The organism is Bradyrhizobium sp. MI1.7, from assembly GCF_055811795.1.
This window is the reverse complement of record NZ_JBVVPO010000004.1, coordinates 244,240-258,688: the sequence shown is the minus strand read 5'-3', so window position 1 is coordinate 258,688 and position 14,449 is coordinate 244,240. Positions and strand designations below refer to the sequence as shown.

Here is a 14,449-nt window from a genome sequence, read left to right as displayed (position 1 = left end):
CTCAGCTATGAACTGGCGCGAAATCTAGCCTCGCCGTGACGGGGCAGGATGAGGTAGATCAAATCGCCGGGCGCGACCTTGCGGGAAATCCGCCAATGGAATCAGACATCCGAACTTGCCTCGGGCCGGTCCATGGGCGAAATTGCGGTCATGTTCGCGGCACCACGCCCGCCGCGCGAAGATGGGAGTCATCGATTGTCGCCGACCCGCGTAACGCATCCGCCAGACGACAGTCGCGGCGAGCATTTCCGGGTCCGGATCGAGGGATTCGGCGTCGGCACCTGGGATCTCGACCTCGCGACGCGCGAACTGGAGTGGTCGGAAACCGCGAGGATGCTGCTCGGTATCGAGCGGGGCCAGCCGGCAAGTTACGACCTCTTCCTGTCGCGCCTCGAGCCCGGTGACCGCGCGCGCGTCGAGAACGCGATCAAGCAGGTCTCCGAGCATGGCGGCGGTTTCGACGTCTCCTTCAGGATTTCCGCCAATTCCGGCCGCGGCAAATGGATCAGGGCGCGCGCCGGATTGATTCGAGACGAATCCGGCGTCGCGCGCCATCTCAGCGGCATCTTCCTCGATATCGACGAGGAGAAGCAGGTCGAGGAAGCCCTGCGCACGCGTGAGACCCACCTCCGCTCGATCCTTCACACCATTCCCGACGCCATGATCGTCATCGACGGCCGCGGCATCATGCAACTGTTCAGCACCGCCGCCGAGCGCCTGTTCGGCTGGTCCGAGCAGGAGGCGATCGGCCAGAACGTCAGCATCCTGATGCCGGAGCCCGACCGCACCCGCCACGACAGCTACATCGCGCGCTATCGCAGCACGAACGATCCGCACATCATCGGCATCGGCCGCATCGTGACCGGCAAGCGCCGCGACGGCACGACCTTTCCGATGCACCTGTCGATCGGCGAGATGCAGTCCGGCGGCGAGCCCTATTTCACCGGCTTCGTCCGCGACCTCACCGAGCACCAGCAGACCCAGGCGCGGCTCCAGGAATTGCAGTCCGAGCTCGTCCACGTTTCGCGGCTGACCGCGATGGGCGAGATGGCCTCGGCGCTTGCCCACGAGATCAACCAGCCGCTGGCGGCGATCAGCAATTACATGAAGGGATCGCGGCGGCTGCTGGCCGGCAGCACCGATCCCAACACGCCGAAGATCGAAAGTGCGATGGATCGCGCCGCGGAGCAGGCCTTGCGCGCCGGCCAGATCATCCGCCGCCTGCGCGACTTCGTCTCCCGCGGCGAGTCCGAGAAGCGGGTCGAGAGCCTGTCCAAGCTGATCGAGGAGGCCGGCGCGCTCGGGCTTGCCGGCGCGCGCGAGCAGAACGTGCAGCTCCGCTTCAGCCTCGATCCCGACGCCGATCTCGTGCTCGCCGACCGCGTGCAGATCCAGCAGGTGCTGGTCAATCTGTTCCGCAACGCGCTGGAAGCGATGGCGCAGTCGCCGCAGCGCGAGCTCGTCGTCGCCAACACCCGCGTCGGTGACGACATGATCGAGGTCGAGGTGTCCGACACCGGCTCCGGCTTCCAGGGCGACGTCATTCCCAACCTGTTCCAGACCTTCTTCACCACCAAGGAAACCGGCATGGGCGTGGGACTGTCCATCAGCCGCTCGATCATCGAGGCTCACGGCGGACGCATGTGGGCCGAGAGCAACCCATCAGGCGGCGCGACATTCCGCTTCACTCTCCCGGCAGCCGATGAGAATTGATCCATGACGACCAAGGGACATGTCTACATCATCGATGACGACGAGGCTATGCGGGACTCGCTGAACTTCCTGCTGGATTCCTCCGGCTTCGGCGTCACCCTGTTTGACGATGCGCAAGCCTTCCTCGATGTCCTGCCCGGCCTTGCCTTCGGCTGCGTCGTCTCCGACGTGCGCATGCCTGGAATCGACGGGATCGAGCTGTTGAAGCGGATGAAGGCGCAGCAAAGCCCGTTCCCGATCCTGATCATGACCGGTCATGGCGACGTGCCGCTCGCGGTCGAGGCGATGAAGTTGGGGGCGGTCGACTTTCTCGAGAAGCCGTTCGAGGACGACCGCCTCATCACCATGATCGAGACGGCGATCCGCCAGGCCGAGCCGGCGGCGAAGAACGAGGCGATCTCGCAGGACATCGCCGCCCGCGTCGCCTCCCTCAGCCCGCGCGAGCGCCAGGTCATGGAAGGGCTGATCGCGGGCCTCTCCAACAAGCTGATCGCCCGTGAATACGACATCAGCCCCCGCACCATCGAGGTCTACCGGGCCAACGTCATGACCAAGATGCAGGCGAACAGCCTCTCGGAGCTGGTCCGGCTGGCGATGCGCGCCGGGATGCTGAAGGATTGAGGCAGGTCAAAATCATTCTCCCGGGCCGTGCTAGCCAAAGGGGATGATCGAGATCGGCTCGCACCAACAGCGGCTTCCAGTGACGTCATCCGCAAAGCCCACCGTCTACGTGGTCGACGACGATGCCGCCGTGCTGGGATCCCTGCAATTCCTGCTGGAAACCGACGGCTTTGCCGTGCGGACCTTCAGGAATGCCACGGCGCTGCTGAATGCCAGCGGCGCGCCCGGCGCGGACTGCTACGTGATCGATTACAAGATGCCCGACATCAACGGCATCGAGCTGGCCGGCCGGTTGCGCCAGTCCGACGAGGGCACGCCCGTGATCCTGATCACCGGCTATCCCGATGGGAATATCTCGGCCCGGGCGGCCGCAGCAGGCGTCAAGGACGTGATTTTGAAGCCGCTTCTCGACGAAACCCTGGTCAAGTCCATCCGCCACGCCATCCAGGGCGGCCGCGGCAACTGACCTACGGGGTTCTACGTAGGTAACCTCCCTTAAGATATCTCGCGAAATTTTCGAAGCGCCCGAACCCGCGTACCAAAGCGTCATCACAACGGAGATGGCGCAGATGCTGACCGAGACGCTCAACACCCAGGCGATCAACACGCAAATTCGTGGCAAGATTGCTCCTGCCCATCCCGTCTCCGACCAGTTCGGCGCGATCGCCGGCCATGTCGGCCTCGTCGCCACGGAGTTCTCCTACCGCAAGGACGAGGAGATCTACGGCGAGGACGAGCCGGCCGAATATGTCTACCAGGTCATCACCGGCGCGGTGCGCAGCTACAAGCTGCTCTCCGACGGCCGCCGCCAGATCGGCTCCTTCCATCTTCCCGGTGACGTGTTCGGCCTTGAATCCGGTCCGAGCCACCGCCTCGCCGCTGAAGCCATCATCGACACGACCGTGCGCCTGGTGAAGCGCGCGAGCCTGGAGAAGGCCGCCAGCACCGATGTGCAGGTCGCGCGCAAGCTCTGGGCCATGACCGCCGGCGAACTACGTCACGCCGAGGACCACATGCTGCTGCTCGGACGCAAGACCGCGATGGAGCGCGTTGCAACCTTCCTGCTCGAGATGGACCGCCGCCTTGCGGTAGCCGGCATGATGGCACTGCCGATGTGCCGCCGCGACATCGGCGACTATCTCGGCCTCACGCTGGAGACCGTGTCGCGCGCGCTGTCGCAGCTTCATGCCCAGGGTATTTTGGGATTTTCCGGCGCCCGCCAGATCGTGCTGCGCAACCGTCAGCGCCTGCACAATCTCGACGCCTGATTTCTGTCTTCCTCCCCACCCGCTTTGGCCGGCTGAATTCGTTCAGCCGGCCAATTTTTTCGGCGCGATCATGCCGGTGCGCCGGGTTTCCGGCATCACAAAGAGGATCAGCAAAAGCCCGGTCGCGGCGACGCCGGACAGCCCGATGAAGGCGGTGGCATTGCCGAACTTGTCGCTGACATAGCCGCCAAGCGCCGTGCTCAAGGACGCCCCGATGCCGGTCGCGGTCCCGACAATGCCTTGCGCCAGATTGAAATGGCCGCTGCCGAAGGCGACGTCGGCCACGATCAGCGGGATCATCACCGCGAACACCGCCGCCGTGATGCCGTCGAACACCTGCACCGCGACCAGCAGATAGGGATCGCGCACGGTCGCAAACAGAAGGCCCCGGATCGTCAGCGCAGCGAATCCGATCAGCAGCAGCGGGCGCCGGCCCCAGAGCTGCGCCTTGCGCCCGACCGTCGGCGACAGCAGCGCCACAATCGCCTGCGGCACGACGATGCAGAAGGCGACGAGCACGGTTGCCCACTGGCTCGACCGCGCCGTCACCGCGCTCGCCATCAGCGGCATCATCGCGGCGTTCGCCAATTGCAGCAGCAGCACGCTCAGCGCGAAGACGATGAGCGGGCGTTGCCGGATCAGGTGCCAGAGATTGGTGTCGCCTGGAACCGGCGCCTCGCGCGGCATCTCGCCGTGACAGCGCGCGATGTCCACTTCCTCCTCGCGGATGCGCGACAGCGCGATCAGGGTCGGAATCGCGAGCAGGAAGGTGACGAGGAACACCGAGCGGCTCGACAGGAGATAGCCGGCCGTGCCCATCACGGCGGCGGCGACGCCGTTGCCGAGGGACGCAAAGCGCGCATTGCGGCCGAGCCGCTCGCCGATCGCAAGCGGACCGACCAGGCCGAGGCTGATCGCCGCGATCGCCGGCCCCAGCACGCAGCTCGCCGCCGCATGCAGCGTGGCCGCAGCAACCACCACGGGGAAGATCGGCATCGCCGCATAGGCGAGCGCGCAGAAGCCGATGGTCGCTATCGCAAGCGCTGCGACCAGCCGCTCGGACTTCGCGGCATCGATGATCGCGCCACCGGGCATCTGTCCGATCAGCGCGACGATGCCACCGATCGACAGCACGAGGCCGATCTCGACCTGGGTCCATTTCTGCGTCGTGAGGTAGACCGCGATGAAGGGGCCGAACCCGGTCTGCACGTCGGCGAGGAAGAAGATGAACCAGTCGAGGCCGCGCAGGCTCTGGCGCGACGGCGCCGGAAGGCCCGCAGGCGGCGGCGCGGCAACGTTGTACCGTTCAACGCGGCTATCGCGATCTGCGTGGTTCGGCGTCCTCGACAACAGCACCGGCGGCCATCCCTCCCCGCGCCTCACTGAATCGCTTGCAGCGGCTGCAGGCTGCCGGACGCGCCGAGCACCACCATCGGCGTGTCTTCCTTGTATTCCGGCGCGGCTGCGACCTGCGCCTTGGTCAATTCCAGTGTGATGCTGTCCTTCTTGTTGGCAATCTTGCCGAACCGCATCGCGTTCCAGTCCACCACGATCTTGCGGCTACCGACGCCGAGGAAACCGCCGAAATCAATCACGGCGGCGCGCACGCGGCCGGCGCGGTCGACGATGATGTCGACGATGCGGCCCATGTCCTCGTCGGCTGCGCTGCGCACGTCACGGCCGAGCACGCCATGGGCGTCGCTCGCACCGATGATGGTCACGGACGGCGGCGGCGCGGCGTCCTTCGGCGTGACCGGCACGGTGGAGGTCGACGGCTGCACCGCGGCCGGCGCGTTCGCTTCGCTGGGGGGCGTCGTTGGGCCCGCGGGCGGTTCCTCCGCGGCACGCGATGCGGCGACCGTCAATCCCGCGACGATCGCTGCGCTCAGAACCAACCATCCGGCGGTACGCATAAAACCCTCCTCGCAGGCGCCGCTAGCGTGCCAGCACGATCGAGACCTGGATCTGGCCGCGCGTGCGCAAGACCTCCAGCGCGACGTCGTCGCCGTGACGACTGACGCGCAGATCCACGCTGGAATTGCCCAATCGCAGATCGCGCAGGATCACCTCGTTCAGGAACGCCGGCAGATGCGGATTGCGCAGGCGAATCTCGCCGCGCGCGACGTCGAACTCGATGCCGAGCGCTGCCTCCAGCAGCGTGAATGGCGTCGCGCTGGCCCAGGCCTGCGGCGCGCAGGCGACCGGATAGAGCGTCGGGCCGCGCCGCTTCTCGCGCCGGAAGCCGCAGAACAATTCGGGCAGCCGCCGCAGGTCCATGTATGTCGCCGCGTCGAACAAGCCCTTGAAGACATGCGCCACCGAATGCTTGAGGCCGTAGCGCGCGAGCCCGAGCGCGATCAGCGCATTGTCGTGCGGCCAGATCGAGCCGTCATGATAGGACATCGGATTGTAGCGCACCTCGCCTTGCGCGACCGTGCGGATGCCCCAGCCCGAGAAGAAGTGCGGCGCCATCAGATCGGCGGCGACGAGACGTGCGCGGTCCTCGCGGATCATGCCGCTGAACAGCACCTGCCCGGCGTTGGATGTCCGCACCTTGCAGGGCCGCTTCTTGCCGTCGAGCGCGAGCGCATAGGTACCGAGCTCCTCGCACCAGAATGCCTTCTCGAACCGCTCGGCCAGCGCCTTGGCCTCGGTCTCGAGCTTTTTGGCGAGGTCCGGCTTGCCGAGCCGCAACGCGCAACGTGCGGCGAGCTGCTTGGCGGCAAAGACGTAACCCTGCACCTCGGCAAGGGCGAGATTGCCTTCCGCAAGCTGGCCATCGGCATGGAAGATCGCGTCATACGAGTCCTTCCAGCCCTGGTTGGCGAGGCCCTTTTCGGTGGCGCGCTGGTATTCGACGAAGCCGTCCCTGTCGGGGTCGCCCGGGCCGTCGATCCAGGCCAGCCCCGCCTCGATCGCCGGCCACAGCTCGGTCAGGGTCTTTTCGTCGCCGGTGCGCTCGAAATAGCTTCCGGCGAGCAGCACGAACAAGGCGGTCGAATCCACGCTGCCGTAATATTGCGCGAACGGCACCTCGCGGAGCGCAGCCATCTCGCCGCCACGCATCTCGTGCAGGATTTTTCCGGGCGCCGCATCGTTCAGCGGATCGACCGTCTCTGCCTGAAAATGCGCGAGCCGCCGCAGCACGCCCTTCGCGACCCGCGGATCGATCCACAGCATCTGGAGCGCGGTGATCAGGCCGTCGCGGCCGAACGTCGTCGAGTACCAGGGAATGCCGGCATAGGGATAACGCCCCTGCGGCGTCTCCGTCATGAGCATGTTGAGGTCGGCCATGGCCTGGCACAGCACCTCGTTGAAGATGTTGTTCGACGTCTCGATGCTGGCCATGCCCTTCGTTGACTGGCGCATCTCGCGGCGATGGGCGAGCAGGCCCCTGAAGAAGCGCGCGGGCTTCTCCGCGATCGGCCGGTTGCAGGACACCGCCACGAAAAGGGATTTCGACTGGTGCGGGTCCAGGTCGAGCTGCCAGGTCGCGGCATTCACCGACAGCCGCGTCGGACGCGGGTCGAAATGCAGGCCGGTGGTACGCACGGCATCGTCAAGCCCGCGATAGTGGAACAGCACGTCGGTCGGCCCGAGCAACTTGCTGGTGCCGGTCCCGCGGTGCGGGCGCCGCTCGCCGCGCACCTCGAACAGATCGGCAAAGTCGCTGTCGAACAGCAGCGTCAGCTCCGGGCTGGCGCGACGGTCGCCATGGTTCTGCACGCCGATGCGCTGATAGGCCGTGCCGCGCCACAGGAAGATCGTGCGCACGATGTGCAGCAGGTCCTTCTGCAGCACGATGCGGCCCTGGCGATAGATATCGGGATTGGTGAGATCGACGGTCAGGGCCGAATTGTCATCGCGAAGATTCGAGCCGAGCAGCAGCGGCTGGAGATCGTCGAGCACGAGCTCCAGCCGCGCCAGATAGCGCGTGTCGCAGTTGAACAGGCCGTCCGGCCCGCCCGCGGAGGCGCCGATGTCACCATGGCTGTCCAGCACGATGAAGGTGTCGTCGTGCTTGAGCGACCGACGGGGCCGCGCGGCGGGCCCCGTCATCGGAATGTAGAACGCCTGCTCCGCGACGGCCTCCTCCGTCTGCGTTACCGAGATGATCTGGGTTACGGCTTCGGCTGCCATGAGCTGCTCCCCTGCGGCCAGTTTTTCGAACGCGACCAACGCAAACGCAACTGTTGGACTTACGCGGCGAACTTCGCCAGCCGGCTCATCTCCTGCGTCACCAGCTCACGGTAGGGGCCGTGGCCCTGCATCAGGCGGTCGGGCGCGCCGTCCTCGATGATCTTGCCATTCTTCAGCACCAGGACGCGATCGAAATTGCGCAGCGTCGCCAGCCGGTGCGCGATCGCGATCACGGTACGGCCGCGCATCAGGCGCGACAGCGCCTCGCGGATCGCCTCCTCGGATTCGCTGTCGAGCGCGGCGGTCGCTTCGTCCAGCAGCAGGATCGGCGCGTCCTTCAGGAAGGCACGCGCGATCGCGATGCGCTGGCGCTGGCCGCCGGACATCTTGACACCGCGGTCGCCGACCATGGTGTCGAGACCTTCCGGCAGGCTGTCGATGAAATCGCAGCGCGCCGCGATCGCCGCGCGCAGCACCTCGTCGTCGGTCGCGTTCGGACGGCCGTAGCGGATGTTCTCGCGGATGGAGCGGTGGAACAGCGAGATATCCTGCGGCACGACCGAGATGGCCTCACGCAGGCTCAGCTGGGTCACCTTGGAAATATCCTGGCCATCGACGGTCACGCTGCCTTCATCGACATCGTAGAACCGCTGCAGCAACGTGAACAGGGTCGATTTCCCTCCGCCCGACTGGCCGACCAGGCCGACGCGCTGGCCGGGCTGAAGCCGCAGGCTGAACCGTTCAAAGATTTTTTCGCCGCCGGGATAGCCGAAGGTGACGTTGTTGTACGCGATCGCGGCGCCGCTCTTCATCAGCGGCTCGGCCTCGGGATGATCGCGCAATTCATGCGGCACGAGCAAGGTCGCGATCGCCTCGGTCAGGCGCGCGACGTGCTGGGTGACATCGACCAGCGCCACCGCGAGGTCGCGCGTCGCGTTGAGAATGGAGAGGCCGAGCGTACAGACCAGCACGACATCGCCGGTGGTCGCCTCGCCCTGCTGCCAGAGCGTGATCGCCCAGGCCATCAGCGCAACCGTCAGGACGACCGTCACGCCGGCATGCGTGAGCCGCAGCTTTTCCAGATAACGCAGGCTACGGCCGCGCGCGGTCAGTTCCCGGTTCACCGTCGCGTCGAACCGCTCGTGCTCATGGCCGATGCCGCAGAAGGCGCGGACCAGCGGCATGTTGCTGATGACGTCGATCATCTCGCCGTCGACGACGGCGGCCTTGTCGGCAAAGTCGTCATGCAACGGCTTGCCGGCTGCGGCCAAATGGAACATCGCTATCACCATACCGCCCGCGACCACGATCAGGCCGAGTGCCATATAGGGACTGACGGTTCCAATCAGCCCGATGGCCGCAATTGTGGCGATGCACGGCGGCAACACATTCCAGACGAACATGTTCTCGACCGTGAACACCGCGTTTGAGGTCGCGGTGATACGGCTCGTCAGCATGCCCGGCATGCGATCCGAGAAATAGCTCGGCGCGTGTCCGGTTAGATGACGAAATATGTCACGGCGTAAATCGCCCGTGACACGAACGAAGGTGAAGCTCGCGGTCCAGCTCGCGATCCGCCACAGGAAATTATCGGCAGCGATCAGCGACATGAGTAAAATGAATGCCAGCCATACGCTGCCACCGTGCGAAGTTCCCGCGGACAGGCTGTCGACCAGGGATTTGACGCCGTATTGCGTGCCCACGGAACAGGCAACGGCTGCAACGACAGCGGTCAGGATCACGAGATGCGATGCCGGCCGTCGTCGCAGATAGCGCAAGACAAAGGCAAATGGCCTGCGCGCGTAACCAGAAAGATGATCCATGTGACTGCGACCCCGTCGTATTGATTTCGATTTTTCTATTAGCCGATTGAACATCGACCGCTTCGCCTCGGTTCCCGGGCCGGGCCATCACGACATGCGGATGCGGACGATGTGAGAAGAGGAGATGGCAGCATCGCGGCCGACTGAAGTGTGTCGAAGAAGTAACGTTCGTTGAAGGAACTTCGCAATTGCGAGAACGTTCCCTCGTCTGGCATGCCGGTGCCGAGACACGGCGGGGGTTTTACTTCCATGATCACAGAGGAGATGGCGAGATGCGCATCGCGCAGGTAGCTCCGTTGACTGAGGCTGTTCCACCCAAGCTGTATGGCGGCACCGAGCGGGTGGTGCACTGGTTGACGGAGGAGTTGGTTGCCCTTGGACACGATGTCACGCTGTTCGCCAGCGGTGACTCGCAGACGTCGGCGAAGCTGGACGCACTTTGGCCGCGGGCGCTTCGCCTCGACGGTTCCGTGCGTGATCCCAACGCGCTGCATATGGTGCTCCTGGAGCGCGTGCGGCAGAAATGTGACGACGAGGAGTTCGACTTCCTCCACTTCCATCTCGACTACTATCCATGGTCCCTGTTCCACCGGCAGCCGACCCCGTTCGTGACCACGCTGCACGGCCGGCTCGACCTGCCGGAGCATCAGCCCGTGTTCAACACCTTCTCGAAAATGCCTGTCATCTCGATCTCGAACGCGCAGCGCAGGCCGGTGCCGCAGGCGAACTGGGTGACGACGATCCAACACGGCCTGCCGGAGACCTTGCTGACGCCGAAGCCGGCGAAGCAGGAATATCTCGCCGTGCTCGGCCGCATCGCGCCAGAGAAGGGCGTTGACCGCGCCATCAAGATCGCGATGCATTGCGGCATCCCGCTGAAGATCGCGGCCAAGGTCGATCGCGCCGACCAGGACTATTACGACGAACTGATCAAGCCGATGATCCAGAACAATCCGCTGGTCGACTTCATCGGCGAGATCGGTGACCACGAGAAATCCGACTTCCTGAGCGGCGCGCTCGGCCTCCTGCTGCCGATCGACTGGCCGGAGCCGTTCGGTCTCGTGATGATCGAAGCGATGGCTTGCGGCACGCCGGTCGTCGCCTTCAACCGCGGCTCGGTGCCCGAGATCATCGATGAGGGCCTCACCGGCTTCGTGGTCGAGGACATCATCAGCGCCGCCGGCGTCGTCAAGCGCCTGCCGCAACTCGATCGCGCGGCCATCCGCAAGCAGTTCGAGAAGCGCTTTACGGCGCGGCGGATGGCGCTGGATTATCTCGCGGCCTATCGCAGCCTGACGGAAGCGCAGGCGCCGCGGATCAAGCTGGTGAGCAGCGCGGAGTAAGGGCCGCTTTCACCTCACGACACACTGTCATGCCCCGGCTTGACCGGGGCATCCAGTACTCCGCGGCTTCTCGGCTCAAGCACTGCGGTCTCTGGAATACTGGATCGCCCGGTCAAGCCGGGCGATGACAGCGAGAGTGCGGAGGGCGATGCCAGCAAGAACGAGGCGAGCGGTGCCCTAACTCACCACCGCCCGCTTCGGCTCGACGATCTCGAACATGCGCGGGAATTCGTCCATCAGGCCCATCAGCTCGGCAAGCCGTATCGGGTTGCCCGCGAGCTTGATCTTGCCGGCGGCGACCGCTTCCGGAAAGCTCGTCAGTTTCGCGATGACCTCATCGAGCGTTGCGCGCGCGAGCGTGAAACTGGCGTCCGCGCCTTCCGCCTGCACGCCCTCCGTATAAGTCAGCGCGCAATTCTCCAGGTTGAGCACGAAGATCTCGCCGGTATCGGAAAAGCTCCAGTTCAGCACGATGTGCTTGCCCTCGGCCTTGGGGCCGTTGAGCCGAATGCCGAGCACGTCCCAGAGCTGCTCGGTGCGTAGCGCCGCCAGCGTCTCGCGCGGCATCGGCGGACGCGGCGGGGTCTTCGGCATGCCCTGACGCAGCTCCTGCGCGCCGAACAGATAGGCGTTGCGCCAGGTCGAGCTCTCGGCGGCATAACCGAGCTGCTCGAGCGTATCCGCGAGCAACGCACGCGCCGCTTCATTCTCCGGCTCCGCGAAGACGACATGGCCGAGCGCCTGCGCGACAAAGCGAAACTCGCCTTTGTCGAAGTCCTTGCGCGCGCGCGCGAGGATGGCCTCGGCGCCGCCCATGTACTCGACATACTTCTTGCCGGATTCCACCGGCGGCAGCGGATCGAGATTGACCGGGTTGGCATCGTACCAGCCGAGATACTTCTGGTAGATCGCCTTCACGTTATGCCGGATATGGCCGTAATAACCGCGGCCGTGCCAGGCGCCCTCCAGGCTCTTCGGCAACTGGATCGTCTCGGCGATCTCGGCTGCGGTGAGGCCGTGGTTCATCAGGCGGATGGTCTGGTCATGCGCGAACTTGTAGAGATCGCGCTGCTGCCGGATCATCGTTCCGATCCGCTCGCGGCCCCACACCGGCCAGTGATGCTGTCCGCACATCGCCTCTGCCTTGCCGTCCCAGAGCCGCAAGGCCTCGTTGAGATACTTCGACCAGGCCAGCGCATCGCGCACATCGGCGCCGCGGAACGGCAGCAGATTGTGGAAATTGTGCGTGCAGTTCTCGGCGAGGTTCAGCAGCTTGTAGCGCGGGATGAAGAAGTGCATCTCCGCCGGCGCTTCGCTGTTCGGCGCCATCTGGAATTCGAATTCGACGCCGTCGATCACCCGCCTGTCGCCGGTTGCCATGATCAGGTCTGCCGGACGCAGCAGTGCCACGGCGCCCGCCGCCATCGACTTGCCGAGCCCGTTGTCGACCTGCCCCCGCACGCCTTTGGCGAGGAACGGCCCGAACTGGTATTGTGCCCGCCGCAGCATCGCCGGCCCCGCGATGATGTTCTCGGAGACGGCATGCTCCATGAACAGGTTCGGCGCGATGATCGGCACGGCGCCGGTTGCCAGCGCGTCCTCCTCCAGCACGCCGCGCGCGCCACCCCAATGGTCGGTATGGGTGTGGGTGAAAATGACGGCGGCCACCGGCTTCTGGCCACGATGCCTGTAATAGAGATCGAGCGCGGCACGTGCGCCCTCGATCGACGTCAGCGTGTCCACCACGATGACACCGCTGTCGCCCTCGATCAGCGTCATGTTGGCGATGTCGAGCCCGCGCACCTGGTAGACCCCGGGCACCACCTCGAACAGGCCGTGATGCATGTTGAGCCGCGCCTGTCGCCACAAGCTCGGATTGACGGTCGGCGGCGCCGTCTCGCTGGAGAGGAAGCCATAGGGCTTCAGGCTCCACACCGTCCGCCCCTGCGGGTTGGCGATCTCCGCATTTTCGATCGTACCAAGGAAGCCACGCGCGGCGTCGTCGAAATCCCGCGTGTCGGAAAACGGCAGCGCATTCAGCATCGTTGCTTGCTGCGCGATGACGGAGGGTGTTGCGTCCTTCGGCTCGTTGCTGGTCATTCTTGTTTCCTCCCGGCCTGTGCGAGCATCTAACCGCATCTCGCGGGTGATTGCTATCGGAGGAGACTGCCGAAATCGAGCGAGATGCCTCTTCCCTTCTCCCCTTGTGGGAGAAGGTGGCGCGAAGCGCCGGATGAGGGGTATATCTCCGCCCGCAAGACTGTTTGTGCGGAGAGAAACCCCTCACCCGCCTCGCCGCTGCGCGGCGAGCCACCCTCTCCCACAAGGGTAGAGGGTGCACCGTTCGCGTGGCTTACGCAGCGAGCTCTTCCGCCAAGATCTGGCCCGATGCGCTCGCATCCGCCATCCGCAAATCCCGCGCCAGCACATAACCGCCGCGTTCCTGCTTGGCCCGATAGAGCGCCTTGTCGGAGCGCGACAGCAGCGCTTCCGCGGTGCGCCCGTCGTCCGGCGCGACGGCGACGCCGACGCTGACGCCGAGCTCGATCATTTGTCCGTCGATATCATAGGGCGCGCTGATCGACTGCACGATGCGCTGCGCCATCGCTTCCGCATCAGCCGCCGCACGCTGCACCAGGACGAACTCGTCGCCGCCCATCCGGACCACGAGGTCATCCTGCGCGGCGAGCGCCTTGAGCCGCCCGGCGACCTGCTTCAGCAGTGCGTCACCGACGGGATGGCCGAACCGGTCGTTCGCCTCCTTGAAGCGGTCGAGGTCGAGCGTATGAACGGCAATCATCCCGGCCGCCAGCATCTGCGGCAGGTCCGTGGCCAGCACCGAACGATTGGACACGCCGGTCATCGGGTCCAGGCGCGACAGCTGCTCGAACTGCCGCTTGAGCGTGATCTGGTTGATCGAGGCGTTGAAGCTCAGCCGCACCATCTCGAAGCTCGCGACCACATACATCAGGATGAGGAGCCCGAGCCCGACGTGACGCAGATCAGGTTGCATGAAGGTCACGATCGCGGCAGGCGCGGCGATCGCGACGAGATCGAGCAGCGCCGCGACGGGACGCAGCGCCAGCCGCGCCACCACGCCGGCGCCAAAGCCGAAGCCGATGCCGATCGCCATCACGGAACAGAGCGCGTCACCCAGCACGATGCTGCGCGCGGCAAACACGCCAAGCACCAGGGCAGTGACGACGGTGCCTGCAACATAGCGCCGCTCCCAGAGCACGGCTTCGGCTCGACCGAGCTGCGGCGGATACGCGAGGCGGCGACGGAAGGCGAAGATTTCGAACAGGCGGACAATGGCCACCACGACACCGGCGACCGACAGGCCGGCCGTCACCATGTCGCCGGTCTCGTAGGTCGTAATCGCACCGACCATCGCCTGGCAGGCGGCCGCGAGAACGGTGGGCATCGTCGTGCCGTGAAGACCCGTGATGACTTCCATATAGACGGGGTCGGAAATCGACGCCCGTCCGGATTCCATTCTGTTGAAGAACATGCCAGCCCCATCCGCTGGCATGCTTCTACC

Annotated in this window: 11 protein-coding genes; 5 read left to right on the top strand and 6 right to left on the bottom strand. The window is 65.3% G+C overall.

The features are described 5' to 3' along the window. Nucleotides 1-195 precede the first annotated feature (195 nt). The 4 genes from fixL (at nucleotide 196) to AC0L3X_RS07110 (ending at nucleotide 3,602) form a co-directional block, all read left to right on the top strand. Nucleotides 196-1,713, top strand: coding sequence for a sensor protein FixL (gene fixL / locus AC0L3X_RS07125; RefSeq protein ID WP_063986575.1), 1,518 nt, complete (start codon nucleotides 196-198; stop codon nucleotides 1,711-1,713). A gap of 3 nt (nucleotides 1,714-1,716) precedes the next feature. Then, nucleotides 1,717-2,334, top strand: coding sequence for a response regulator FixJ (gene fixJ / locus AC0L3X_RS07120; protein WP_063984827.1), 618 nt, complete (start codon nucleotides 1,717-1,719; stop codon nucleotides 2,332-2,334). A 43-nt stretch (nucleotides 2,335-2,377) separates the two neighbouring features. Beyond that, nucleotides 2,378-2,800, top strand: coding sequence for a response regulator (locus tag AC0L3X_RS07115; protein WP_063984828.1), 423 nt, complete (start codon nucleotides 2,378-2,380; stop codon nucleotides 2,798-2,800). A 103-nt stretch (nucleotides 2,801-2,903) separates the two neighbouring features. After that, nucleotides 2,904-3,602, top strand: a complete 699-nt coding sequence (locus AC0L3X_RS07110; protein ID WP_063986576.1) for a helix-turn-helix domain-containing protein — start codon at nucleotides 2,904-2,906, stop codon at nucleotides 3,600-3,602. Nucleotides 3,603-3,644: 42 nt separating this feature from the next. Here AC0L3X_RS07110 and AC0L3X_RS07105 read toward each other — a convergent pair whose 3' ends face one another. Genes AC0L3X_RS07105 through AC0L3X_RS07090 form a run of 4 tightly spaced genes read right to left on the bottom strand, consistent with a single transcriptional unit; the run spans nucleotide 3,645 to nucleotide 9,565 of the window. After that, complete coding sequence (locus tag AC0L3X_RS07105) at nucleotides 3,645-4,958, bottom strand: MFS transporter (RefSeq protein WP_063984829.1); 1,314 nt, start codon at nucleotides 4,956-4,958, stop codon at nucleotides 3,645-3,647. A 23-nt stretch (nucleotides 4,959-4,981) separates the two neighbouring features. Continuing rightward, complete coding sequence (locus tag AC0L3X_RS07100) at nucleotides 4,982-5,515, bottom strand: PRC-barrel domain-containing protein (RefSeq protein WP_063984830.1); 534 nt, start codon at nucleotides 5,513-5,515, stop codon at nucleotides 4,982-4,984. Nucleotides 5,516-5,537: 22 nt separating this feature from the next. Beyond that, the gene (locus AC0L3X_RS07095) at nucleotides 5,538-7,742 is read right to left on the bottom strand and encodes an amylo-alpha-1,6-glucosidase (protein ID WP_063986577.1); all 2,205 of its coding nucleotides are present in this window, start codon (nucleotides 7,740-7,742) and stop codon (nucleotides 5,538-5,540) included. Nucleotides 7,743-7,801: 59 nt separating this feature from the next. Then, entirely contained in the window at nucleotides 7,802-9,565 is a 1,764-nt protein-coding gene (locus tag AC0L3X_RS07090; protein ID WP_028150105.1) for an ABC transporter ATP-binding protein, read from the bottom strand. A 272-nt stretch (nucleotides 9,566-9,837) separates the two neighbouring features. Here AC0L3X_RS07090 and AC0L3X_RS07085 point away from each other — a divergent pair, with 272 nt between their 5' ends. After that, nucleotides 9,838-10,908 carry a glycosyltransferase family 4 protein gene (locus AC0L3X_RS07085; RefSeq protein ID WP_063984831.1) on the top strand — a complete coding sequence of 357 codons (1,071 nt, stop codon included), beginning with the start codon at nucleotides 9,838-9,840 and terminating at the stop codon, nucleotides 10,906-10,908. Nucleotides 10,909-11,085: 177 nt separating this feature from the next. On the opposite strand, the gene AC0L3X_RS07080 is transcribed toward AC0L3X_RS07085, so the two are convergent. Beyond that, nucleotides 11,086-13,008, bottom strand: a complete 1,923-nt coding sequence (locus AC0L3X_RS07080; protein WP_063984832.1) for an alkyl/aryl-sulfatase — start codon at nucleotides 13,006-13,008, stop codon at nucleotides 11,086-11,088. 253 nt (nucleotides 13,009-13,261) lie between these two features. Further along, entirely contained in the window at nucleotides 13,262-14,419 is a 1,158-nt protein-coding gene (locus AC0L3X_RS07075) for a GGDEF domain-containing protein (protein WP_283018523.1), read from the bottom strand. Nucleotides 14,420-14,449 lie beyond the last annotated feature (30 nt).

What these genes read in the sequence shown, in the direction of transcription:
- fixJ (WP_063984827.1), top strand. Translation starts at nt 1,717, where the DNA reads ATGACGACCAAGGGACATGTCTACATCATCGATGACGACGAGGCTATG.
- AC0L3X_RS07115 (WP_063984828.1), top strand. Translation starts at nt 2,378, where the DNA reads ATGATCGAGATCGGCTCGCACCAACAGCGGCTTCCAGTGACGTCATCC.
- AC0L3X_RS07110 (WP_063986576.1), top strand. Translation starts at nt 2,904, where the DNA reads ATGCTGACCGAGACGCTCAACACCCAGGCGATCAACACGCAAATTCGT.
- AC0L3X_RS07100 (WP_063984830.1), bottom strand. Translation starts at nt 5,515, where the DNA reads ATGCGTACCGCCGGATGGTTGGTTCTGAGCGCAGCGATCGTCGCGGGA.
- AC0L3X_RS07095 (WP_063986577.1), bottom strand. Translation starts at nt 7,742, where the DNA reads ATGGCAGCCGAAGCCGTAACCCAGATCATCTCGGTAACGCAGACGGAG.
- AC0L3X_RS07090 (WP_028150105.1), bottom strand. Translation starts at nt 9,565, where the DNA reads ATGGATCATCTTTCTGGTTACGCGCGCAGGCCATTTGCCTTTGTCTTG.
- AC0L3X_RS07085 (WP_063984831.1), top strand. Translation starts at nt 9,838, where the DNA reads ATGCGCATCGCGCAGGTAGCTCCGTTGACTGAGGCTGTTCCACCCAAG.
- AC0L3X_RS07080 (WP_063984832.1), bottom strand. Translation starts at nt 13,008, where the DNA reads ATGACCAGCAACGAGCCGAAGGACGCAACACCCTCCGTCATCGCGCAG.
- AC0L3X_RS07075 (WP_283018523.1), bottom strand. Translation starts at nt 14,419, where the DNA reads ATGTTCTTCAACAGAATGGAATCCGGACGGGCGTCGATTTCCGACCCC.